At 57.3% G+C, this 23,534-nt stretch carries 23 protein-coding genes; 3 read left to right on the top strand and 20 right to left on the bottom strand.

The window, feature by feature from the left end; translation table 11 throughout:
* Position 1 precedes the first annotated feature (1 nt).
* The 4 genes from gntK to I6L58_RS14295 form a co-directional block, all read right to left on the bottom strand.
* The gene (gene gntK, locus I6L58_RS14310; RefSeq protein WP_088209235.1) at positions 2 to 529 is read right to left on the bottom strand and encodes a gluconokinase; all 528 of its coding nucleotides are present in this window, start codon (positions 527 to 529) and stop codon (positions 2 to 4) included.
* A gap of 126 nt (positions 530 to 655) precedes the next feature.
* Positions 656 to 1,651 (bottom strand): gluconate operon transcriptional repressor GntR, encoded by a 996-nt coding sequence (gene gntR, locus I6L58_RS14305; RefSeq protein WP_006177920.1) that lies wholly within the window; start codon positions 1,649 to 1,651, stop codon positions 656 to 658.
* A gap of 91 nt (positions 1,652 to 1,742) precedes the next feature.
* The gene (locus I6L58_RS14300; protein WP_006177921.1) at positions 1,743 to 2,438 is read right to left on the bottom strand and encodes a pirin family protein; all 696 of its coding nucleotides are present in this window, start codon (positions 2,436 to 2,438) and stop codon (positions 1,743 to 1,745) included.
* A 123-nt stretch (positions 2,439 to 2,561) separates the two neighbouring features.
* Complete coding sequence (locus tag I6L58_RS14295) at positions 2,562 to 3,599, bottom strand: oxidoreductase (protein ID WP_088209236.1); 1,038 nt, start codon at positions 3,597 to 3,599, stop codon at positions 2,562 to 2,564.
* A gap of 309 nt (positions 3,600 to 3,908) precedes the next feature.
* On the opposite strand from I6L58_RS14295, the gene yhhY reads away from it, so the two are divergent.
* Positions 3,909 to 4,397 carry an N-acetyltransferase gene (gene yhhY / locus I6L58_RS14290; protein WP_006177923.1) on the top strand — a complete coding sequence of 163 codons (489 nt, stop codon included), beginning with the start codon at positions 3,909 to 3,911 and terminating at the stop codon, positions 4,395 to 4,397.
* Positions 4,398 to 4,484: 87 nt separating this feature from the next.
* Here yhhY and ggt read toward each other — a convergent pair whose 3' ends face one another.
* Positions 4,485 to 6,230, bottom strand: coding sequence for a gamma-glutamyltransferase (gene ggt / locus I6L58_RS14285; RefSeq protein WP_176399446.1), 1,746 nt, complete (start codon positions 6,228 to 6,230; stop codon positions 4,485 to 4,487).
* A 123-nt stretch (positions 6,231 to 6,353) separates the two neighbouring features.
* Here ggt and I6L58_RS14280 point away from each other — a divergent pair, with 123 nt between their 5' ends.
* Positions 6,354 to 6,734 (top strand): DUF2756 family protein, encoded by a 381-nt coding sequence (locus tag I6L58_RS14280; protein ID WP_088209237.1) that lies wholly within the window; start codon positions 6,354 to 6,356, stop codon positions 6,732 to 6,734.
* Here the strand turns inward: I6L58_RS14280 and ugpQ are convergent.
* The 10 genes from ugpQ to livK form a co-directional block, all read right to left on the bottom strand.
* Positions 6,715 to 7,464 (bottom strand): glycerophosphodiester phosphodiesterase, encoded by a 750-nt coding sequence (ugpQ, locus tag I6L58_RS14275; RefSeq protein WP_088209238.1) that lies wholly within the window; start codon positions 7,462 to 7,464, stop codon positions 6,715 to 6,717. The genes I6L58_RS14280 and ugpQ overlap by 20 nt on opposite strands.
* Positions 7,461 to 8,531, bottom strand: a complete 1,071-nt coding sequence (locus I6L58_RS14270) for a sn-glycerol-3-phosphate import ATP-binding protein UgpC (RefSeq protein ID WP_006177927.1) — start codon at positions 8,529 to 8,531, stop codon at positions 7,461 to 7,463. Before I6L58_RS14270 ends, ugpQ begins: the two co-directional genes overlap by 4 nt.
* A 1-nt stretch (position 8,532) precedes the next feature.
* Positions 8,533 to 9,378, bottom strand: a complete 846-nt coding sequence (ugpE, locus tag I6L58_RS14265; RefSeq protein WP_088209239.1) for a sn-glycerol-3-phosphate ABC transporter permease UgpE — start codon at positions 9,376 to 9,378, stop codon at positions 8,533 to 8,535.
* Positions 9,375 to 10,262 (bottom strand): sn-glycerol-3-phosphate ABC transporter permease UgpA, encoded by an 888-nt coding sequence (gene ugpA / locus I6L58_RS14260; protein ID WP_088209240.1) that lies wholly within the window; start codon positions 10,260 to 10,262, stop codon positions 9,375 to 9,377. The genes ugpE and ugpA overlap by 4 nt, the downstream gene beginning before the upstream one ends.
* 107 nt (positions 10,263 to 10,369) lie before the next feature.
* Positions 10,370 to 11,686 (bottom strand): sn-glycerol-3-phosphate ABC transporter substrate-binding protein UgpB, encoded by a 1,317-nt coding sequence (gene ugpB / locus I6L58_RS14255; protein ID WP_088209241.1) that lies wholly within the window; start codon positions 11,684 to 11,686, stop codon positions 10,370 to 10,372.
* 258 nt (positions 11,687 to 11,944) lie between these two features.
* Positions 11,945 to 12,658: a high-affinity branched-chain amino acid ABC transporter ATP-binding protein LivF gene (gene livF / locus I6L58_RS14250; protein ID WP_006177932.1), complete on the bottom strand. Its 714-nt coding sequence runs from the start codon at positions 12,656 to 12,658 to the stop codon at positions 11,945 to 11,947.
* Position 12,659: 1 nt separating this feature from the next.
* Positions 12,660 to 13,427, bottom strand: coding sequence for a high-affinity branched-chain amino acid ABC transporter ATP-binding protein LivG (gene livG / locus I6L58_RS14245; protein WP_006177933.1), 768 nt, complete (start codon positions 13,425 to 13,427; stop codon positions 12,660 to 12,662).
* Positions 13,424 to 14,701, bottom strand: coding sequence for a high-affinity branched-chain amino acid ABC transporter permease LivM (locus I6L58_RS14240; protein WP_006177934.1), 1,278 nt, complete (start codon positions 14,699 to 14,701; stop codon positions 13,424 to 13,426). Before I6L58_RS14240 ends, livG begins: the two co-directional genes overlap by 4 nt.
* Positions 14,698 to 15,624 carry a high-affinity branched-chain amino acid ABC transporter permease LivH gene (livH, locus tag I6L58_RS14235; RefSeq protein WP_006177935.1) on the bottom strand — a complete coding sequence of 309 codons (927 nt, stop codon included), beginning with the start codon at positions 15,622 to 15,624 and terminating at the stop codon, positions 14,698 to 14,700. Before livH ends, I6L58_RS14240 begins: the two co-directional genes overlap by 4 nt.
* Positions 15,625 to 15,671: 47 nt before the next feature.
* Positions 15,672 to 16,781 (bottom strand): high-affinity branched-chain amino acid ABC transporter substrate-binding protein LivK, encoded by a 1,110-nt coding sequence (gene livK / locus I6L58_RS14230; RefSeq protein WP_006177936.1) that lies wholly within the window; start codon positions 16,779 to 16,781, stop codon positions 15,672 to 15,674.
* A 423-nt stretch (positions 16,782 to 17,204) separates the two neighbouring features.
* On the opposite strand from livK, the gene panM reads away from it, so the two are divergent.
* Positions 17,205 to 17,588 (top strand): aspartate 1-decarboxylase autocleavage activator PanM, encoded by a 384-nt coding sequence (panM, locus tag I6L58_RS14225; protein ID WP_058609763.1) that lies wholly within the window; start codon positions 17,205 to 17,207, stop codon positions 17,586 to 17,588.
* Positions 17,589 to 17,885: 297 nt separating this feature from the next.
* Here panM and livJ read toward each other — a convergent pair whose 3' ends face one another.
* The 5 genes from livJ to ftsE form a co-directional block, all read right to left on the bottom strand.
* Positions 17,886 to 18,986, bottom strand: a complete 1,101-nt coding sequence (gene livJ / locus I6L58_RS14220) for a branched chain amino acid ABC transporter substrate-binding protein LivJ (protein ID WP_081047609.1) — start codon at positions 18,984 to 18,986, stop codon at positions 17,886 to 17,888.
* A gap of 197 nt (positions 18,987 to 19,183) precedes the next feature.
* Complete coding sequence (locus I6L58_RS14215) at positions 19,184 to 20,449, bottom strand: 4-aminobutyrate--2-oxoglutarate transaminase (protein WP_088209279.1); 1,266 nt, start codon at positions 20,447 to 20,449, stop codon at positions 19,184 to 19,186.
* 258 nt (positions 20,450 to 20,707) lie between these two features.
* Positions 20,708 to 21,565: an RNA polymerase sigma factor RpoH gene (gene rpoH, locus I6L58_RS14210; protein WP_006177943.1), complete on the bottom strand. Its 858-nt coding sequence runs from the start codon at positions 21,563 to 21,565 to the stop codon at positions 20,708 to 20,710.
* A 255-nt stretch (positions 21,566 to 21,820) separates the two neighbouring features.
* Complete coding sequence (gene ftsX / locus I6L58_RS14205; RefSeq protein WP_088209243.1) at positions 21,821 to 22,876, bottom strand: permease-like cell division protein FtsX; 1,056 nt, start codon at positions 22,874 to 22,876, stop codon at positions 21,821 to 21,823.
* A complete protein-coding gene (ftsE, locus tag I6L58_RS14200; protein ID WP_006177946.1) occupies positions 22,869 to 23,534 on the bottom strand; it encodes a cell division ATP-binding protein FtsE in 666 nt (221 codons plus the stop codon). The genes ftsX and ftsE overlap by 8 nt, the downstream gene beginning before the upstream one ends.

Here is a 23,534-nt window from a genome sequence, read left to right as displayed (position 1 = left end):
CTTACTGCCTTTTAGTAATAACCTCGATGGTGCTGGCGACAACACCGTCAAGCGGTTGATCGATATCAACCACCAATACGTCCTGCTCGTCCGCACCCGGCTCCTGCAACGCCTCGAACTGCGTTACCAGCATCTGGGTCTTAAAGAAGTGGCCTTTACGCGCTTTCAGACGGTTTTCAATCACCTCGAAATCGCCCTTCAGATAGATGAAAGAAAGGTTCGGGTTGCCGTCACGCAGCAGGTCACGATAGGTTTTTTTCAGGGCGGAGCAGACAATTAAAGACACTTTGTTGGTGCGCTGCATGGCAAAAGCGGCGTCGTTCAGCGCCTGCAGCCACGGTTTGCGATCGTCGTCGTTCAGCGGCTCGCCTGAGGCCATTTTCATGATGTTGCTGCGCGGATGGAGGAAGTCGCCATCAAGAAACGCCGCATGGAGTTGATGCGCCACTTCGCTGGCCACGGCTGATTTACCGCTACCGGAAACGCCCATCAGGACGTAAACGTGGTGATCATGATTAGTCGTGCTCAAAGGGTGTCCCTCAGTCAATTGTTACGGGTAACAGTTATCGGTAACATTGTCCTGCCGGGACTTTAGAGAAGCAATATCCAAACGTGCGCGAAGTAAATAAGTGTGAGCTACTTCAAATTTGTCAGCTTAAATAGATCCACCCGGTGACAAGGTGAAACCTAAATCTAACATTTTAGGGGTAACCACCTCGCCACGAATGCGCGCCAGCAGGCGTTCTGCACCAATACGGCCCATGCGCTCACGCGGCGTCAGGACACTGGCCAGACGCGGCTCCATCACCTGCCCGATATCGTGGCCGTGGAAACCGGCAATCGCCATATCACGCGGGATGGAAAGGCCCAGACGCTGACACTCGAACGCCGCCCCAACCGCAAGGTCATCGTTGGTGCAGAATATACCGTCCAGTTGCGGATACTCACGTCGCGCCTGACGCATCAGCTCAATGCCCGAGGTGTAGGAGGACGACTGCTCCACCATCACGCTGTACGGGGTTAAACCGGCGTCGAGCATCGCCTGCTCGTATCCCTTCTGTTTGATGATAGTACGTTCATCCAGACGCGCCCCCAGGTACGCCACGTGGCGATGTCCGCGCGCAATGATGGCGGCGGTCATCTGGCGAGCCGCTTCGAAGTTATCAAAGCCGACGGCAATGTCGAGACACGGCGACTGGCTGTCCATCAGCTCCACCACCGGAATACCGGCCACTTCAATCATTTTGAGGGTCCGCGGGGTGTGAGTACGTTCCGTTAAAATCAGGCCGTCGATGTTCCAGGAAAGCATCGATTCAAGACGTTCTTCTTCCAGTTCAGGCTTGTACCCATAGTGGGCGAGCATGGTCTGATAACCGAACGCATCGGTTACGCTTTCGATACCGCGCAGCACTTCGGCAAAGACCTGGTTGGTCAGGGAAGGAAGCAGGACACCCACCGCACGGCTGGTAGCATTGGAGAGAATATCGGGTGCGCGGTTGGGGATATAACCCAGTTCATCAAGGGCAGCGGCAATCTTGCCACGCAACGCCACGGAAACCTGTTCCGGGTTACGTAGAAAACGGCTGACCGTCATTTTGGTCACACCAACGCGATCGGCGACATCCTGAAGTACGGGGCGTTTCTTTTTCATCGTCCTGAGAAATCTTGAAGTGAGAGATTTTCTCAGTTTATCACGGACAAAGCTCAACCTTCCCCGATTAAAGGGAAGGTTGAGAAATTATTTATACTGGCGGCAGGTCGAAAAGCAGAATTTCGCTTTCGCCGTCGGCGTGAACGGAGATCGCCTGCTCGTCCCAGATGGCCAGGCCATCCGCCGTTGTCGCTTTGGTGCCGTTAATGGTGACGTCACCTTTCACCACCTGGATCCACACGCGGCGGTTAGCGGCAATCTGATGGACGGACTGCTCGTCTTTCGCCAGCGCCCAGCGGTACAGTTCCATATCCTGGTGCACCTTCAGGGAACCTTCACGCGCATCCGGAGAGAGCACCAGCTGTTTGCCCTGTTTAGCGTCGAAGCGGCGCTGCTCGTAGCGCGGCGTGATGCCGGTTTCTTCTGGAATGATCCAGATTTGATACAGGTGCAGTTTTTCCGTTTTGCTCGGGTTGTATTCCGAGTGACGCACACCGGTACCCGCACTCATGATCTGGAACTCACCGGCCGGAACCTGCTCTTCGTTACCCATGCTGTCTTTGTGCGCTACGGCACCTTCGAGCACATAGGTCAGGATTTCCATGTCTTTATGCGGGTGGGTACCGAAGCCCTGGCCTGCGTCAATCACGTCGTCGTTGATCACGCGCAGTGCCGAGAAGCCCATGAAATTCGGATCGTAATAGTCAGCAAACGAGAATGAATGCCATGAGTCCAGCCAGCCATGATTCGCGTGACCACGTTCGTTTGCTTTGCGTAAGTAGATCATTGTTTTCACCCTCAGTTCGTTTCGATGGAGTAAGTGTGGACGCAAACGGTCTGGGATCATAGAGGGTGAAAATTGACTCCTCTGTACAAAATATTTGAACGAGTCCAGAGGAGCCTTTTCAGCTTATTTCGCGAGGGTTACCGTGGCAGGTGATGCCTGCTCAAAGGCGCGTTCCAGGATCTCCAGGTTCGTGAGTACGTCAGATTCCTTGACGTAATTCGGCGCGCCGTTTGTGAGAGTGTCATACAGCGCATCGTAGACCCGGCCATAGTCGCCTGATTCCGGGGCCCACGCTTCCCGGACCGTCACGCCGTCGTCGTTGACGTACTCGAGCACGCCCACGGAATCATCCGCCGCAAAGCCCGGCTCACCCGGCATGATATTGGCCTTCAGGCTGGTCTCCTGCTGGTCAATACCGTATTTGATAAACGAGCCTTTGGTGCCATGAATGATAAATTTCGGGTAGTCGATTTTCACCAGATGGCTGGTTTTGACGATGGCCTTGAGATCGCCAAAGAACAGCTGCGCTTCAAAGGTGTCGTCCGGGTTGGCCTTATTGCGCAGGCTGCGGATGTCATAAGCCACATGATCCGGGCGACCAAACAGGGAGATTACCTGGTCCATGGTATGCACGCCCAGGCCATAGAAAGAGCCATCCTGCGGCAGGCCGGGTTTGGTTTCCGCAACCGGGCGGTAGTAGTCAAAGTGGCTTTCGATTTCGACAATCTCGCCGAGCTTGCCGCTTTCAATCGCTTTTTTGGCGGTGAGGAAGCAGCTGTCAAAGCGGCGGTTTTGATACGGCGTGACGGTCAGCCCTTTGCTTTTCGCCAGCGCGAACAGTTCTTTTGCTTCCGCAATCGTCGGGGTAAAGGGTTTTTCCACCAGCACGTTTTTGCCCGCCTCCAGCGCGCGTTTCGCGTAGTCGAAATGGCTGTCGGCATGGGTACAGACGATCACCAGTTGGACCTGCGGATCCGTTAACACCTCATCAAGATCGCTGGTGAAATGAATGTGGGAATACTGAGGCGACTGCTCTTCCGGCTTCGCGCTGCGGCGATAGATGTGCGCCACGTGCCAGGTGTCTTTACGATTGAGAACATACGGAAGGTGATAGCGAGTGGTGCTTTTTCCAAATCCAATAAATGCGCAATGTAGTGTCATGGCTCAGTCCTTTTGGAAGGTTATTGAGTGCAACCATAGCGCAAGTTTTGCCCTCACCCCAGCCCTCTCCCACGGGGAGAGGGGGAAAAAGACAAAAAAAAGCCAGCGAGACGCTGGCTAAAGTAATACTGGAAGCAATGTGAGCAATGTCGTGCTTTCAGGTTCCCGTAGCGGTCTTCCTGAATGCAGAGCAATAATAATCATTCTCATTCGCACTTGTCCAACACTTTTTGCAAAAAATAGCGATTGACTCAAATTTTAAAGTCATTGATGTTGGAAGGGACTTTTAACCCCCCTGAGGAACAAGGAATGAGTGAGATAGTGATACGCCACGCTGAACAGAAAGATATCGACGCGATTCGTCAGATTCACGCCCAGCCGGAGGTGTACCACAATACCCTACAGGTTCCTCATCCTTCGCTCGAAATGTGGCAGATGCGGCTAGGCGACCAGCAGGGTATTAAGCAGCTGGTTGCCTGCATTGACGATATCGTGGTCGGGCATCTCACCATTGATGTCGCCCAGCGCCCTCGCCGAAGCCACGTCGCCGATTTTGGTATTTGTGTGGGCGCAAAGTGGCACAACCGCGGCGTAGCCAGCGCGCTGATGCGCACCATGATCGACATGTGTGACAACTGGCTTCGCGTTGACCGCATCGAACTAACGGTGTTTGTGGATAACGAACCGGCGATAGCCGTGTACAAAAAGTACGGGTTCGAGATTGAAGGTACCGGCAAGCGCTACGCCCTGCGCAACGGCGAGTATGTGGATGCGTATTATATGGCGCGGATGAAGTAGCTTGTTGCCGGGTGGCGGCTTCGCCTTACCCGGCCTACGTTCGTGCCGTTGTAGGCCCGGTAAGCGCAGCGCCACCGGGCAACACAATCAATACCCCGCCGTCAAATCATCCACCGACCGCGGGTCCGATGCGCCGAACAGCGCGCCGTCCGGCCCGACCATAATGCTTTGCGTACTGCCCATCGCCTCTTTTACCGCCACCTTCTGCCCGCGTTGTTCCAGCAGTTTGAGAGTGTCCGGGCTAAAGCCCTTCTCAACGCGCAGCTCGTCCGGCAGCCACTGATGATGGAAACGCGGCGCATTGGTTGCTTCGGCGACGTTCATCCCAAAATCGATGCTGTTGACCACCATCTGCAGTACGGTGGTGATAATACGGCTCCCGCCCGGGCTACCGGTCACCAGCCAGGTTTTGCCGTCTTTCACCACAATGGTCGGTGACATAGACGACAGCGGACGCTTCTTCGGCCCGACGGCGTTGGCATCGCCGCCCACCAGTCCGTAGACGTTCGGCACGCCCGGTTTGGCAGAGAAGTCATCCATTTCGTTGTTCAGCAATATGCCGCTGTTCCCCGCCACAATGCCGGTGCCGAACGTGGTGTTAAGCGTGTAGGTCACCGCCACGGCGTTACCGTCTTTATCCACCACCGAGAAGTGGGTAGTCTGATTGCTTTCATACGGGGCCAGCTTGCCGGGGCGGATTTCGCTCGACGGTTTAGCCTTATTAATGTCGATCTCATCGGCAATGGATTTGGCATAGGCTTTGTTAGTCAGCGCCTGCCACGGTACCTTCACGAAGTCCGGATCGCCGAGGTATTCCGAACGGTCGGCGTAGGCGCGTTTTTCCGCCTCGGCCATCACCTGCATGGCATCTGCGCTGCCGAAGCCGAACTTGTGCATATCGAAGTTTTCAAGAATGTTGAGGATCTGCACGATGTGAATACCGCCGGAGGACGGCGGCGGCATGGAGAAGATCTCATAGCCGCGATAGGTGCCGCTAATCGGCTCGCGTTCAACCGCTTTATACTCCGCCAGGTCCGCTTTGGTGATAAGCCCACCGTTCTTTTGCATCTCGTCGGCTATCTGGTCGGCAATCGCCCCTTTGTAGAAGGCATCCGGGCCGTTTTCCGCAATCAGCTCCAGGCTTTTTGCGAGGTTCGTCTGCACCAGTTTGTCGCCCTTCTTCAGCGGCTCGCCGTCCTTCCAGAAGATGGCTTTGCTGTTTTCGTGATGGGGGATCACTTCGCTGCCGTAAGTTTTGAGATCGTCGGCCAGGGCGTCGTTTACCTCAAAGCCGTCACGCGCCAGCGCAATCGCAGGCTGCACGACTTTGTTCAGCGGCAGCGTGCCGTATTTTTCCAGCGCCAGCGAGAAGCCCGCCACGGTGCCGGGCGTGCCGGTTGCCAGGTGCGAGGTCAGGGACTTTTTACCGTCCGGGTTACCCTGCTCGTCGAGGAACATATCCCGGGAGGCCTGATTCGGGGCCATTTCACGGAAGTCGATAGCGGTGGTTTTGCCGACTTTCGTGCGCAGCATCATAAACCCGCCGCCGCCCAGGTTACCCGCCTGCGGATGCGTCACCGCCAGCGCGTAGCCCACCGCAACCGCCGCATCTACCGCGTTACCGCCCTGCTTGAGAATATCGACGCCCACCTGCGTCGCCAGCGCATCCACGGAAGCCACCATGCCGTGGGTTGCCCGCACGGGATGAAAAACATCTTCCTCGACGCCATAGGAGACGGGCGGAGCCGCCGGTGGGTTGGCCGCCACGCTAAACGTGCCGCCAGCCATCAGCGCAGCGATCGCTACCCAGCGCAAAAACGTTGGTTTCATCATTATTGTTCTCCAGGTGAAGGGGTCCATATTCCCCGCTTAAGCCTGGTTCACAACTCTTAAAAAATCATCGTTCTGGCGGAATCAGAGTAAACTTAAGAGAAGCCTCAAAAGGAGGAGACAACCATGAAACGCTTACTGATTCTGACAGCGCTACTGCCATTCGCCGCGCTCGCACAGCCACTGAATACCCTGAACAACCCGAACCAGCAGGGCTACGTTATTCCGAGCCAGCAGCGTATGCAGACGGAAATGATGAGCCAACAGCAGCAGCAAAAAGGGATGCTCAATCAGCAGCTGCGTACCCAGACCCAGATGCAGCAGCAAAATCTGCAAAACCAGATGAATACCAATACCCAGCGAATTCAGCAGGGCCAGGTACGCGAGCAGCCGCTGCAAAACAACAGCGGCGGCATGTTGGGCGGGGGAAATACCCTGAGCAGCGGCCAGCAGCACATGCTAACGCCGCAGTCGAACGGCAGTATGCTTAATAATCCGCAGAACTAAAGTTCGGGCCTATCCGGTCGATCGCATCGGTGCAGATGCTGTCCACGCCCCAGCGCAGCAGTTCGGCTGCACGCTGGGGCGTGTTGACGGTGTAGACCAGGATATGCAGCCCGGCCTGTTTCAGCTCTCTGACCCGCGCCTCATTCAGCAGCCTGTGATTGAGATGAATTGACACGCAGCCGAGACGGGTGGTGAGCTCACGCCAGTCGTTACGCCACGTATCCAGCAGCAGGCCGCGCGGCAGCTCCGGCACGGCGGCCTGGGCAGCCTCAAGCGCGTCGATATCAAATGACGACAGCAGCGGCGCGGTCATCCCTTCCCACAGTTCACGCGCGGCCAGCGCGATCGCTTTGCCTGTCAGCGGCCCGGTGCCGGTGGTCGGTTTAATTTCGATGTTAGCCATCATCCTGTGCGTCCGGCAGCGGTCCGCCACGTCCGCCAGGCGCGGTAGCGGCTCCCCCCTGAAGTCGCTGCTGAACCAGCTTCCGGCGTCCACCTTCAGCAGGTCTTGCCACGGCAGATCGCCCGCCACGCCCCAGCCGTTGCTGGTGCGCTCGAGGTTGTCGTCGTGCAGCAGGAAGATTTCGCCGTCTTTCGACAGTTTGGCGTCAAACTCGATCATCGTATGGCCGAAACGCGCACCGGTGTCGATGGCCGCCAGGGTGTTTTCGGGTGCCAGTTTGCCGCCGCCACGGTGGGCGACGATGTGGGGATAAGGCCAGTTACTCATATACGTTGTCCTGTTTCACCGTCAAATATGTGCAGGTGATTTTCCGGCAGATGCAGCCACAGCGTGCTGCCTGCTTTCGGGCGCTCCTGATGTGCCAGACGCACCACCAGCTTTTGCTCGCCCCAGCGTCCGTGCGCCAGGTTGTCGGCGCCCAGCATCTCCAGCGTGTCCATGACCAGCGGCACGCCACCCTCCGCCTGAGAGCTTAACCCAATGTGCTCCGGGCGGATACCGAGCGTCATTTTACGCCCGGCGTAGCCACGATAGTACCAGTTGACTGGCAATGCCATCCCGCTGTCCAGCTCGAAGTGGGTTCCCGCACTGCTGATGCGCCCGTCCAGCAGGTTCATCGCCGGGCTGCCGATAAAGCTCGCCACAAAGCGGGTGGCGGGCTTTTCATAGACCTCCACCGGGGTGCCAATTTGCTCGGCAACGCCTTTGTTCATCACCATCACGCGCTGGGCGAGGGTCATCGCCTCGACCTGATCGTGGGTCACGTACAAAGAGGTGGTTTTCAGGCGGCGATGGAGCTGCTGCAGCTCCAGGCGCATCTGCACGCGCAGTTTAGCGTCGAGATTGGAGAGCGGTTCATCAAACAGGAACACCGCCGGATCGCGCACGATGGCGCGCCCCATCGCTACGCGCTGACGCTGGCCGCCGGACAGCTCGCGCGGGCGGCGTTTCAGCAGGCCGTCCAGCTCCAGAATGCGCGCCGCCTCTCTCACGCGCTCCGCGATGTGACCTTTGCCCATGCCGCGAATTTTCAGCCCCCAGGCCATGTTCTCTTCCACGCTCATGTGCGGATAGAGCGCGTAGTTCTGAAACACCATCGCGATGCCTCTGTCCTTCGGCTCCTTCTCGGTCACGCGCTGGCGGTCGATCCAGATATCGCCGGAGGTCACGCGCTCAAGCCCCGCCACCATGCGCAGCAGCGTTGATTTACCGCAGCCGGAGGGGCCGACCATCACGATAAACTCCCCATCCGCCACGTCGAGGGTCAGCGGTTGAATGACCTGGGTTTTGTTATCCCAGCTTTTGGAAACTGCCTGAAGTTTAAGTCCTGCCATCTTATTTCTCACTGTCTACTAAGCCACGCACAAACGCGCGCTGCATGGCTAAAACGATTACGACCGGGGGGATTAAGGTGAGCAGCATCGCCGCCATCACCTGGTTCCAGAGGGTGGTGCCTTCGCCGGTGGCGATCATGCCTTTGATACCCGCCACGGCGGTGCCGAGATTGACGTCCTGGATAATCAGCAGCGGCCACAGGTACTGGTTCCAGCCGTAGATAAAGGTGATCACGAACAGCGCCGCGAGGTTGGTTTTGGACAGCGGCAGCACAATGTCGCGGAAAAAGCGCATCGGCGAGGCGCCGTCGATACGCGCCGCTTCAATCAGCTCGTCCGGCAGGGTCATAAAGAACTGGCGGAACAGGAAAGTGGCGGTCGCCGAGGCCATCAGCGGCAGGGTTAAGCCCGCGTAGTTGTCCAGCATGTTGAGGTTGGCGATCACTTCCACCGTCGGGAAGATACGCACCTCCACCGGCAGCATCAGGGTGATGAAGATCATCCAGAAGAACAGGTTACGCAGCGGAAAACGGAACCAGACGATGGCGAAGGCCGAGAGCATCGACACGGTGATTTTGCCCACCGTAATGCCAAACGCCATGATGAAGCTGTTGAGCATCATCAGCCAGAACGGCGCGCTATTGGCACCCACGCCCTGGGTCCAGATGGTTTTCATGTTCTCGAAAAGATGCCCGCCAGGGATCAGCGTCATCGGCGTGTCGAACACCGCTTTGGTGTCCAGCGTGGCGGCGACAAAGGCCACGTACAGCGGGAACAGGATGACGATGATCCCTAAAATCAGCATGGTATGGCTGAAAATCGTCAGCCCGCGACGGTTCTCAATCATTGGTAGCGCACCTTACTTTCGACATAGCGGAACTGCACCACCGTGAGGAGGATAACGAGGAACATCAGCACCACCGACTGGGCGGCAGAGGCCGAAAGGTCCAGACCGGCAAAGCCCTCACGGTAGATTTTGTAGATAAGCGTGGTGGTGGCCTGCACCGGGCCGCCTGCTGTGGCGGCGTCGATCACCGGGAAGGTGTCGAAGAAGGCGTAGACCAGGTTGACCACCAGCAGGAAGAAACTCACCGGGGCGATCAGCGGCAGCGAAAGCGTAAAGAAGCGGCGAACCGGGCCAGCGCCGTCGATTGCCGCAGCCTCCACCAGCGAGCGCGGAATGGACTGTAGCGCGGCGAAGAAGAACAGGAAGTTGTAGCTGATCTGCTTCCACACCGAGGCGAAGACCACCAGGAACATCGCCTGACCGCTGTTCTGCGCGTGGTTCCAGTCATAACCGAACTCCGCCAGGAAGTGGGTAATCAGCCCGCGCCCGGGATTAAACAGGAAGATCCACAGCACGGCAGCCACGGCAGGCGCGACGGCGTAGGGCAGCAGCATCAAGGTTTGATACAGGCGACTGCCGCGCACTACGTAATCCACCAGCGCGGCGAAGAACAGCGAGGCGACCAGCCCGCTGACCGTGACCAGCGCGCTGAACTTCATCGTCGTCCAGAAAGAGTCGAGGTAATAGCTGTCGTGAAGCAGCGCGGTAAAGTTGTCCAGCCCGACAAACTGGCTGGACAGCCCGAACGGGTCGACGCTTTGCACCGAGTACCACAGCGCTTCGCCCGCAGGCCAGATAAAGAAGATAACGGTGATGATCAGCTGCGGCGCAACCAGCAGATAGGGCAGCCAGCGGGAGCGGAACACCGGACGGGATGAGGACATAGGTTAGCTCAGCGTTAGGTGGCCCCTCACCCCGGCCCTCTCCCAAAGGGAGAGGGAGTATGAGTTCCCTCTCCCTTTGGGAGAGGGTTAGGGTGAGGGTAAAAGGATTAAGACTTCGTCGACTGCTCAAAGCGGCGCAGCAGCTGATTACCGCGCTCAACCGCGGAGTCCAGCGCCTGCTGTGGGGTTTTCTTCCCGGTCCACACGCTTTCCAGCTCTTCATCCACGATGGTACGGATCTGCGGCATGTTGCCCAGACGCAGGCCTTTGGTGAACGGCAACGGCGGCTTGTTCAGCATCTGGCGCGTCGCGATATCCGCGCCCGGGTTCTTGCTGTAGAAGCCCTGCTCGCGGGTCAGGTCATAGGCGGCTTTGGTGATCGGCAGGTAGCCGGTCTTCTGGTGCCATTCGGCGGCGTTTTCCGGCTTCGCCAGGAAGTCGAGGAACTCGGCGACGCCCTTGTAGGTGCCGTTGTCTTTGCCCTGCATCACCCACAGGCTCGCCCCGCCGATGATGGCGTTCTGCGGCGCACCCTTCACGTCGGCGTCGTAAGGCATCATGCCCACGCCGTAGTTGAATTTGGCGTAGTGACGGATGTCCGCCAGCGAGCCGGAGGAGGCGGTGGTAATGGCGCAGTCGCCGTTGTAGAACTTCTCGGTGGATTCATCTTTACGGCCAAAGTAGCTGAAGTCGCCCTTCTTGTTCAGATCGGCAAGCAGCGCGATGTGTTTCACCTGCTCCGGCTTGTTGAACTCCAGCACCGCGTCGGTGCCGTCGAAGCCGTTGTTTTTGGTGGCGACCGGCAGGCCGTGCCAGGCGCTGAAGTTTTCAATCTGGATCCAGCCCTGCCAGCCGCTGGCGTAGCCGCACTTCATCCCTGCGGCTTTCAGCTTCGCGGTGTACTCGGCGAGATCCTGCCAGGTTTTTGGCGGCTGCTCCGGGTCTAAACCGGCTTTCCTGAAGGCATCTTTGTTGTAGTACAGCACCGGGGTGGAGCTGTTAAACGGCTGCGACAGCAGGTGGCCGGTTTTGGAGTCGGTGTAGTAACCAGAAACCGTCGGCACGAAGCGGGATTCGTCAAAGTTAATGCCTGCGTCTTTGAACACTTCGTAGACCGGCTTAATCGCTTTGGAGGCCATCATGGTGGCGGTGCCCACTTCATACACCTGCAGCAGCGCCGGTGCGTTACCGGTGCGGAATGCCGCAATGCCCGCGCTCAGGCTCTGCTCGTAGTTGCCTTTGTACACCGGCACAATTTTGTAATCCGGATGGGTGTCGTTGAAACGCTGCGCCAGGGAGTCAACCTCTTTACCCAGCTCCCCTTCCATGGAATGCCAGAACGGAATGGTGGTAACGGCCATTGCGTTCGTCGCAAAAGCCAGTCCAATTGCCAGACCCAAAGCTGTGTATCGTAACGATGTCATTGTCATCTCTCTTATTGTGCCGGATGCGCGATATCACGCGTTTTATGCTCGCGAGGTAACATGACATGCTCGAATGACAGAAAAATAACTTTTTGTTTACAGAAAGATGACAACAACGCGTCAGCGGGATGATGGTTGTGTGAAGGGGATCGGTGCGGTTTGATGCCCTCACCCCGGCCCTCTCCCACGGGGAGAGGGAGAAAATCGATCGGTTCCCTCTCCCTTGGGGGAGAGGGTTAGGGTGAGGGGAAAATGCGATTAACCGCCTAAATACGCACTCCGCACCGCTTCGTTCGCCAGCAGCGCGTCGCCGGTATCGGACAGCACCACGCGACCGTTCTCCAGCACGTAGCCACGGTCGGCGAGCTTCAGCGCCTGGTTGGCGTTCTGCTCGACGAGGAAGATGGTCATCCCCTCTTTGCGCAGCTGCTCGATGGTGTCGAAAATCTGCTGGATAATGATCGGCGCAAGGCCGAGCGAAGGTTCGTCAAGCAACAGCAAACGCGGCTGGCTCATCAGCGCGCGACCAATCGCCAGCATCTGCTGTTCACCGCCGGACATGGTGCCTGCACGCTGCACGCGGCGCTCCCACAGGCGCGGGAAGAGTTCGTATACCCATTTGATGCGGGTCTGGAACTGGTCGCGGTGGGCGAAGAAACCGCCCATCGCCAGGTTCTCTTCCACCGTCATGCGCGAGAAGACGCGACGCCCTTCCGGGACAATCGCCACCGCTTCGCGCATGATTTTGGCGGTCTGCCAGTCGGTAATGTCTTTGCCGTCAAACACAATTCGCCCGCTGCTGGCGCGCGGGTCGCCGCACAGGGTGCCGAGCAGCGTGGTTTTACCCGCGCCGTTGGCCCCAATCAGGGTGACGATTTCGCCCTGATTAATGTGCAGGCTGACGTCGTGCAGCGCCTGGATCTTGCCGTAGTGCGCGTTGACCTTATCGAACGTTAACATCGCTTTTTCCATCTTATGCCTCACCCAGGTATGCACGGATCACGTCCGGGTTGTTGCGGATCTCTTCCGGCGTCCCGTTTGCCAGCGGCGTGCCCTGGTTTACCACGTAGATACGGTCAGAAATGCCCATCACCAGCTTCATATCGTGTTCGATAAGCAGGATGGTGGTGTCGTGACGATCGCGCAGCTCGGCGATCAGCTCGTCCAGCTCTTTGGTCTCTTTCGGGTTGAGGCCCGCCGCCGGTTCGTCGAGCATCAGGATTTCCGGCTGCGTCACCATGCAGCGCACAATCTCCAGACGACGCTGGTCGCCGTAGGCCAGGTTGCTGGCCTGACGGTTGGCGTGCTGCAGCAGGCCGATGCGGTCGAGCCAGGTGGCGGCGCGGTCCAGCGCTTCTTCCTGCGCGCGGCGGAAGGCCGGGGTTTTCAGCAGGCCGGAGAAGATGCCGGTTTTAAGCTGCTGATGTTGCGCCACCAGCAGGTTCTCAATCACCGTCATTTCGCGGAACAGGCGCACGTGCTGGAAGGTACGCACCACGCCCATGCGGGCAATCTGCTGGCCCGGCAGGCCTTCAAGGTGCTGGTCGCGCAGCATGATGGTGCCGCCCGTCGGCTTGTAGAAGCCCGTCAGGCAGTTAAAGACCGTGGTTTTCCCCGCGCCGTTTGGGCCAATCAGGGAGACAATCTCTTTCTTGTGCAGGTCCAGTGATACGTTGTTAACCGCCAGCAGGCCGCCAAAACGCATCATCAGGCCGTTAACCGATAATAATGGCTGACTCATGGCTGCTCTCCTTTCACTTCCGCCTCTTTAAGCTTTAACTGCGGACGGGTCATCGGCAGCAGGCCCTGCGGACGCCAGATCATCATTAGCACCATCAAACCACCCAGCATCAACATGCTGTATTCGTTAAAGTCGCGCATCAGCTCGCGGGAAACCACCAGCAGGATGGCCGCGAGGATAACGGCGAACTGCGAGCCCATCCCGCCAAGCACCACAATCGCCAGTACGAAGGCAGATTCGGCAAAGGTGAAGGATTCCGGGCTGACGAAGCCCTGGCGCGCGGCAAACAGCGTTCCGGCAAAGCCCGCAAACGCGGCGCTGATGGTGAACGCGGTCAGCTTGATGCGGGTCGGGTTCAGGCCCAGCGAGCGGCAGGCGATCTCATCTTCGCGCAGCGCTTCCCACGCACGGCCCAGCGGCATGCGCAGCAGACGGTTAATCACAAACAGAGTGATGACGACCAGCAGCAACGCCACCAGATAGAGCCAAATCACACGGTCGGACGGATCGTACTTAATGCCAAAGAAGTTGCTGAAGGTGTCCCAGCCGCCTTCGCGGGCGGTGCGGCTGAACTCCAGGCCGAAGAAAGTCGGTTTCGGGATCTGGCTAATGCCGTTCGGGCCGCCGGTCACTTCGGTATTGTTGAGCAGCAGAATACGGACGATTTCACCGAAGCCTAAGGTCACAATCGCCAGATAGTCGCCGCGCAGGCGCAGGACCGGGAAGCCAAGCAGGAAGCCCGCAGCGGCAGAAACCAGCCCAGCCAGCGGCAGACAGGTCCAGAAGCCGAGGCCGTAATAGTGGTTCAGCAGCGCAAAGGTGTAAGCACCGATGGCGTAGAAGCCGCCGTAGCCCAGCACCAGCAGGCCGGACAGACCCACCACCACGTTCAGGCCGAGGCCTAAAATCACGTAGATCATGGTCAGGGTGGCGATATCCACCGTCCCGCGGGATACCACGAACGGCCACGCCACGGCGGCCACCAGCAGCGCCACGAGGAACAGCTTCTGTTTCACGGTTGAACCATCAATCGCCGGCAGCACGAATTTTGGCCCCGAGACGTTTTTCAGCGTCTTCTGGAACAGCGGACGCAGCAGCTGGAACAGGAACACCACGGCGGTGCCGATAAACACCCACTGCCAGCGGATATCTGGCGCGGTGTCGACCACAAGCTTAGTGCCATCCAGCTCCAGCTGGACGCCCATAAACACGCCCGCCAGCACGAAGAACATGGCGGCAGAGAGCAGCGCCATCGCGAAATGCATCGGTTTCATACTTTCTCTACCTCCGGACGGCCCAGAATACCGGTAGGCATGACCAGCAGAACCAGAATCAGCAGGGCAAACGACACCACGTCTTTATATTCTGTACTCAGGTACGCCGAGGAGAGCGCTTCGGCTACGCCCAGGATCAGGCCGCCGATCATCGCGCCCGGGATACTGCCGATGCCGCCCAGTACCGCTGCGGTGAAGGCTTTCATCCCGGCCATAAAGCCGATGTAGGGGTTAATCACGCCGTAGAACTGGCCGAGCAGGACACCTGCCACCGCCGCCATCGCCGCGCCGATCACGAAGGTCAGGGCGATTACGCGGTCGGTGTTGATGCCGAGCAGGCTCGCCATCTTGAGGTCTTCCGCGCAGGCGCGGCAGGCGCGTCCCATGCGGGAGTAGCGGATGAACACGGTCAGAGCAAGCATCGCCAGGAAGGTGACGACCCAGATAACCAGCTGCATGGTGGTGATTGACGCCGAGAAGTTCTCGCTCGCCCCTACAATCCACTGGCCGTTAAACAGGCTTGGCAGCGCCACGTCGCGCGAGCCTTCGGTCAGGCTGACGTAGTTTTGCAGGAAGATAGACATACCAATTGCCGAGATCAGCGCAATCAGGCGCTTGGAGCTACGCACGGGCCGATAGGCTACACGCTCGATGCTCCAGCCGTAGGCGCTGGCGATAACAATCGCACCGACAAACCCGGCGGCGACCAGCAGCCAGCTGCTGTCGATACCCATCATCATCAGGGCGGCGATAATCATGAAGGAGACATAGCTGCCGATCATGTAGACCTCGCCATGGGCGAAGTTGATCATGCCGATAATGCCGTAAACCATGGTGTAGCCGATGGCGATCAGGGCGTAGGTGCTGCCCAGCGTGACGCCGTTAAACATCTGCTGTAAGAAATAGAGAAACTGCTCAGACATAACGTAACCTTTCTCAACCCGCCCGCATTGCGCGGGCGGTGGGATTATTATTTGGCTGCCGTGGAAGATCCGTCGGCGTGCCACTTGAAGACACCAAATTCAAATCCCTTCAGATCGCCTTTCTCATCCCAGTTCAGCGGCCCAATCACGGTGTTTGCCCCGTGTGCTTTTAAATCTTTAACCAGATCCAACGGCTCTTTGCTGCCGGTGCGATCCATTGCCGTTGCCAGCGACTGCACGGCGGCATAGGTGATCCACACGTATGGACCGCTCGGATCTTTCTTCTGCGCCTTGAGCGCGTCGACGATAGCCTTGTTAGCCGGGTCCTGGTCATAGCGTTTTGGCATCGTCACCAGCATGCCTTCCGCCGCGTCACCCGCGATGTTAGACAGCGAGGCATTGCCCACGCCTTCCGGGCCCATGAACTGGGTTTTCAGGCCGGTCGCACGCGCCTGGCGCAGCATCTGGCCCATTTCCGGGTAGTAGCCGCCGTAATAGACGAAATCGATATTTTCTTTCTGCAGACGGGCAATCAGCGCCGAGAAATCTTTCTCACCGGCGGTGATACCGTCGAAGAAGACGATATTCGCGCCGCCTTTTTTCAGGCCGTCCTGCACGGAACGCGCCAGGCCTTCGCCGTACTGCTGCTTGTCATGGATGATGGCAATACGCTGCGGCTTGACCGTATCGAGAATGTATTTTGCCGCGGTCGGCCCCTGAGAGGAGTCCAGACCCGCAGTACGCATGATGTGCGCGTAACCGCGCTGGGTCAGCTCCGGGTTAGTCGCGCCAGGGGTAATCATCAGAATGCCTTCATCTTCATAGATGTCGGACGCCGGCTGGGTGGACGATGAGCACAGGTGACCAATCACGTACTGAATACCGTCGTTCACAATTTTGTTGGCGACCGCTACGGCCTGTTTGGGATCGCAGGCGTCGTCATACTCTACGCCGACCAGCTTGTCGCCCTTGATGCCACCGCTGGCGTTGATGTCTTTAATGGCCTGGCGCGCGCCGTTGAACTCCATATCGCCCCACTGGGCAACCGGACCGGACATCGCGCCGACCACGGCGACTTTAATATCTTCCGCCATCGCGCTTTGCGACATTGCCAGTGCAACCATTCCCGCGATTAATGCTTTCGCGTTCCTTTTCATCTGTGAATCCCCATTCGTGACGTGATGTTTATATTTTGTTTTATTATGGTTAAAAAGCATTCTGTACTTTTAATGAACAACGCTATTTTTACCAGTGCCTTTAATGGTTTAGCGCAGTTTTTTAGCAAAAACCAGACTAAAATCTCTATTTTTCAGGCGATTAAGCAAAGATAATATTCTGAAATCAGGCAGAGATAAACAAATAAAAGCGCGGTTTGCAGCATAAAATAACGGTACAAAGCGCCGAATAAATCACTACCTTTCAGGTTAAAATTCTGCTTATTTTTCGATCCATACGTTTTCAGACTGGACATTGCGCAGCCAAAAAACTAATCACCTGGTTAATCGGGGAAAAAGAGAAAGCCTCGGGGCGGATAAAGTGAGTACACTGCCCTTACTTTTTTTGATGTGGACAAGCAGCTAATGAAACTGACTATCGTTCGTCTGGTGACCTTTAGCGACCAGGATCATATCGACCTGGGCAAAATCTGGCCGGAATACTCCCCTTCTTCGCTGGACGTTGATGAGAATCACCGTATTTACGCCGCGCGTTTTAACGAGCGCCTGCTGGCCGCCGTACGCGTAACGCTGAGCGGCACCCAGGGCGCGCTGGACTCTTTACGCGTGCGTGACGTCACCCGCCGTCGCGGCGTGGGGCAATATTTGATTGAAGAGGTGATGCGCGATAACCCGAGCGTAGACGCATGGTGGATGGCCGATGTGGGCGTGGAAGACCGCGGCGTAATGGCGGCATTTATGCAGGCGTTAGGATTTACGGCGCAGACGAACGGGTGGGAGAAGCGTTAAATTTGTGCGGGCTGGTGCCCTCACCCCGGCCCTCTCCCACGGGGAGAGGGAGAACACCGAATTATCCCCTCTCCCAAAGGGGAGGAAAAACACCGAACTATCCCCTCTCCCAAAGGGGAGGAAAAACACCGAACTATCCCCTCTCCCAAAGGGGAGGAAAAACACCGAACTATCCCCTCTCCCAAAGGGGAGGAAAAACACCGAACTATCCCCTCTCCCAAAGGGGAGGAAAAACACCGAACTATCCCCTCTCCCTGTGGGAGAGGGTTAGGGTGAGGGCATCAATCCGCACCCGTATTATTTAGCGTCGGTCGCCGTACCGTTGGCATGCCAGTCAAACACACCGAACTCAAAGCCTTTCAGGTCGCCCTTCTCATCCCAGGACAACGGTCCCATCACGGTTTCCACGGAGTTGGCTTTCAGCCAGGTGGCAATCTCCGCCGGATCGGCTGACTGGTTCAGGCCCGCCTGCAGAGACTGCAGCGCCGCGTAGGTGGTCCAGACGAACGCGCCGCTTGGGTCCTGTTTCTTCGCCTTGATCGCATCCACAATCGGTTTGTTGGCAGGCACCTGGTCGTAGTTCTTCGGTTTGGTGACCAGCAAGCCTTCGGCAGATTCACCGGCAATGTTAGACAGTGACACGTTCGCCACGCCTTCCGGCCCCATAAACTGGGTTTTCAGACCCGCTGCGCGCGCCTGGCGCAGGATCTGGCCCATTTCCGGGTGATAGCCACCGTAGTACACAAAGTCGATATTCTCTTTCTTCAGGCGCGCCACCAGCGTGGAGAAGTCTTTCTCACCGGCGGTGATGCCGTCGAAGAACACCACGTCAGCCTTCGCTTTCTTCAGGTTATCCTGCACGGAACGCGCAAGACCTTCACCGTACTGCTGTTTGTCATGCACAATCGCGATGCGCTTTGGCTTCACTTTATCAACGATGTATTTTGCCGCCGTTGGACCCTGATCGGAATCCAGGCCGGTGGTGCGCAGGATCAGCTTATAGCCGCGCGCGGTCAGCTCTGGTGCCGTCGCCGCCGGGGTGATCATCAGAATGCCTTCGTCTTCGTATATATCAGACGCTGGCTGAGTAGAAGAAGAACACAGGTGGCCGATAACATATTTGATGCCGTCGTTTACCACTTTGTTCGCCACCGCAACCGCTTGTTTCGGGTCACAGGCATCATCATATTTTACGATCTGCAGTTTTTCGCCCTTGATACCGCCCTTAGCATTAATGTCTGCAACCGCCTGCTCTGCGCCCGTAAATTCCTGGTCGCCGTACTGGGCTACCGGGCCGGACATCGCGCCGACTACCGCGACTTTAATATCGGCCTGCGCCATGGCGCTGAATGCCAACGCCATACATCCTGCCAGTAATGCTTTACCCTTCATGTTCATCCTGAGAATCCCCATTATTATGGTTATTACGATTATTGTGATGTTGTTGTGTAGCGCTTTATTTCGTTTATAGGCGTACTGACCGCGCTTTTTCAGCATACTCTGCTAAAACATACCGCATTTTTATGATTTTGGAATAGCTAATTTGACATGTCACTGTGCTAAGCCCGGCAGCCTGTTGCGCCGGGCTTTTGGCTTTATCGTGTCAGCGAGGCGGAAATAATATCCAGCGCTTTACGGAACTGCGCTTCCGGGATGGTCAGCGGATAGAGGAAACGAATCACGTTGCCGTACACGCCGCAGCTCAGGAGCAGCAGCCCCTCCTGCAGGGCGCGATCCTGTACCTCGCGGGTGAATTCCGGCGACGGCTGTCCGGTCTGCGGATCGATAAATTCCACCGCCACCATCGATCCTTGCGCGCGGATATCGGCGATGTACGGACACCCGTCTTTCGCTTTATTCAGCACTTCAACCAGATGATGTCCCAGGTGCGCCGCCCGCGTGCAGAGATCTTCTTCGTCAATCACGTCCAGCACCGCATGCGCCGCCGCAATCGCCAGCGGATTACCCGCATAGGTGCCGCCCAGGCCGCCTGGCGCGGGTGCGTCCATCACCTCTGCGCGGCCAGAGACCGCCGAGAGCGGCATGCCGCCCGCCAGGCTTTTCGCCATGGTGATCAGGTCCGGCTTCACGCAGTGGTTTTCCATTGAGAATAGTTTGCCGGTACGCGCAAAGCCGGTTTGCACCTCATCGGCAATCAGCAGAATGCCGTGGGTGTCGCACAGGGTGCGCAGAGCCTGCATAAAATCGGCGGGGGCGACGTTAAACCCGCCCTCCCCCTGCACAGGTTCAAGGATAATAGCGGCCACCTGGTCAGGGGCGATATCCGCTTTAAAGAGGCGTTCAACGCTTTTGATCGCCTCCTGGGAACTCACGCCGCGCAGGTGATCGGGAAACTGCGCGTGATAGACCGAGCCGGGGAACGGGCCGAAGCCGAGTTTGTAGGGGGCGACTTTGCCGGTCAGCGCCATGGTCATAAAGGTGCGGCCATGAAATGCACCGCCAAAGGTAATCAGGCCGGGGCGACGGGTCCAGGCGCGCGCGATTTTGACGGCGTTCTCCACCGCTTCCGCTCCGGTAGAGAAGAAAGCCGTTTTGGCCGGGCCGTCTATCGGCACGCGGGCGTTGATGCGTTCAGCCAGAGCGACATAGCCTTCGTATGGAACAATCTGGTAGGCAGTATGGGTAAAGGCGTGGAGTTGTTTTTCGATAGCGGCGATAACGGCAGGATGGCGATGGCCGGTATTCAGCACCGCGATCCCGGCGGCGAAATCAATGTACTCATTGCCTTCGACGTCCCACACCGTGGCGTTTTCGGCTTTATCGGCATAGAAGTTACACATCACCCCAATGCCGCGCGGCGTGGCCTGCAAGCGCCGGTCATTCAGTTCTTTGTTGTTCACCTTATCCCCCCGAAGATCGCATGTGTAGCGCATCAGTAAGTGTTTGCCAGGGGGTAAAATTTCGCCAGAGCAGGCGTTAAAAAAACAGAACCCCCGGATTCACATCCAGGGGCTTTTATCCTTCATATTTCAAGCCGCAGGTACGTTGGCTGCTCTCGTTCACCCGAATCACTTACTCATGTAAGCTCATCGGGATTCACTCATTTGCCGCCTTCCTGCAGCCTGAACTATTTCGGCTAAACGGGGACTTCGCAGAAATTACGCTTCGATAGCGGCGCGAAGTTTTTTCATGGCGTTCTTTTCAAGCTGACGCACACGTTCAGCGGACACGCCGTAGCGGTCGGCCAGTTCCTGCAGCGTGGACTTGTTGTCTTCGTCCAGCCAGCGGGCGCGGATAATGTCCTGGCTACGCTCGTCGAGACCTTCCATCGCAAAGCTCAGCTTGTTCGCGGCCTGATCTTCCCAGTTGTCCTCTTCAATGCCGTCGGCAAAGTTAGAGGTCTTATCCTGCAGATACAGAACCGGTGCCATCGGCTGGCTGTCAGAGGCGTCATCGTCGGAAGACATGTCAAAGGTCATGTCCTGCGCGGCCATACGGGATTCCATCTCGCGGACGTCTTTGCTGGATACGCCCAGTTCGCGCGCCACCATTTCCACTTCATCCTGATTGAACCAGCCCAGACGCTGCTTGGTTTTACGCAGGTTGAAGAACAGTTTGCGTTGCGCTTTCGTCGTGGCGACTTTCACAATACGCCAGTTACGCAGAACGTATTCGTGAATTTCAGCTTTGATCCAGTGCACGGCGAAGGAGACCAGTCGCACACCCACTTCCGGGTTAAAGCGACGTACAGCCTTCATCAGGCCGATGTTACCTTCCTGAATCAGATCCGCCTGCGGCAGGCCGTAGCCCGCATAATTACGAGCAACGTGAACAACAAAGCGCAGGTGAGACAGGATCAGCGTCTTAGCTGCTTCCAGATCGCCCTGGTAATGCAGCTTTTCAGCAAGCTCCTTTTCTTCCTCAGCCGTCAACATCGGCCAGGTGTTCGCAGCCCGGATGTAAGACTCCAGGTTACCAACAGGGGCTAAAGCTAAAGTTTGCATTTCTTTGGTCATTCATTCCTCTCAATTCAATTTCTTCTGGCTCAGGTTATCCCCATCAGGCAACAACCATGCCAAAGCATTTGAGCAACGAGAATAGCATTCACTCTTTTATCAGACAGTGATTTTATCCACAAGTTCCCAGTGCAACAGTGAATAAATTACGCACAAAATGTGACATGAAGATGATAAAGCGGGGAAGCGCAAACAGGGACGCTTTCCCTGCAGAGCGAACATCTCAGTGCAGGGAAAGATTATATCACGCTTTTATTAGTCGGGAGTAAAGTGACGTAAATGTTGCACCGTTGCCAGCCATGCGGCAATCCAGCCGATCATCGAGCAGACCAGCAACAATAACAGGCACTCGTCGAACCCTAAGCCACTGATATCAAACTTGGTGCCGAAAACCTGCGCCACGTCAGTAACGGCGGACGAGAGCCGCATCACCAAAATTTCTGACAATATCAGTGAAAGAAATGCGCCGGAAAAACCGAGCAACGCGCCGCCGTAAAGGAACGGACGCAGGATGAATCCATCCGTCGCACCAATCAGTTTCTGCACGTTGATGGTGTCGCGGCGGGCGAAGATGCTCAGACGTACGCTGTTACCAATGACGAGGAATACCGCCGCCACCATCAGTACGCCGATCATCGCCGAGACACGTCCCACAAGCCCGGTCAGCGCGGCCAGACGCGCAAACCAGCTGTCGTCCATGCGCACTTCATCAATGCCGTTGATACGGGTGATGCGGTCGCGCAACGTGTTGAGCGAATCGGTGCCCTGGAAATCGAGCTTCGGGATCACCACCGCCACGGCGGGCAGCGGGTTCTCTTCCAGCATATCCAGCGCGCCACCAAACCCGGACCAGTTACGGAACTCGCCCAGCGCCTCGTCGCGCGACAGATAGTTGACCTTCTCCACGCCCGGTTCGGCCTGGATCTGCCCGACCACCTGCGCCGCCGCGTTATCGTCGAGCGCTTTGTCCAGATAGACGGTGATCTGCGGCGACGGATAATACTGTGACGCCGCCTGATTAACGTTTTTATAGACCATGTAGCAAACGCTCGGCAGCGTCAGGGAGATGGCAATCACCATCACCGTCAGGAACGTCGCCAGCGGTTTGCTTTTCAGGTCCTGCACTGCGCCGTGGAAGGCGTAGCGCACCTGCTCGTTAAAGACGTTGGTCTTGCGGGAGTTCGGCTTCGGCGCGGCTTTTGCACGCTTTGGCGCATGACGATTACCGTCCCCACCGCCCTGCGGCTTGCGGAAGCGGTCAAACCGGTTCCCGAACTGCCGAATCTGGTTCATTGCATCACGCTTATTCACCGTGGCCTCCGTGCAAATGCCCGTCGCTCAGGGTCAGCATGCGGTACGAACGGCGGGAGATCAGCCCGATATCGTGCGTCGCCATCAGTACCGTTACCCCCACGCGGTTAAACTCTTCGAACAGACGTAAAATCCCTTCGGACAGGGCATCGTCCAGGTTCCCGGTCGGTTCATCCGCCAGCAGCACCGCCGGTTTGTTCACCACCGCACGGGCAATGCCCACGCGCTGCTGTTCACCGCCGGAAAGCTGGATCGGGAAGTTCTTCGCTTTGTCCAGCAGCCCGACCTTATCCAGCGCCGCAGAGACGCGGCGGCGGATATCGTCATAGCTGGCACCGGCAATAATCAGCGGGATAGCGACGTTGTCAAACACGGTGCGATCCATCAGCAGGTGGTGATCCTGGAAAATCATGCCGATCTGACGCCGCAGGAACGGCACCTCACGGTTTTTCAGGCGGCTGATGTCGTGGCCGCTGAAAAAGATTTTCCCGGCGCTGGGCCGTTCGATCCCACAGATAAGCTTGAGCAGGGTACTTTTCCCCGCGCCGGAATGGCCGGTCAGGAATGCCATCTCGCCCGGCTGCAGGTGAAATGTCACCCCCTGCAGCGCTTGTCTCCCACCGAGATAGGCCTTGCTGACGTGTTCAAAGCGAATCAT

Origin of the sequence: Enterobacter cancerogenus (genome assembly GCF_019047785.1) — a bacterium.
Lineage (GTDB): Bacteria > Pseudomonadota > Gammaproteobacteria > Enterobacterales > Enterobacteriaceae > Enterobacter > Enterobacter cancerogenus.
The sequence above is the reverse complement of the archived record's forward strand: the minus strand, read 5'-3'. Positions and strand labels throughout refer to the sequence as shown.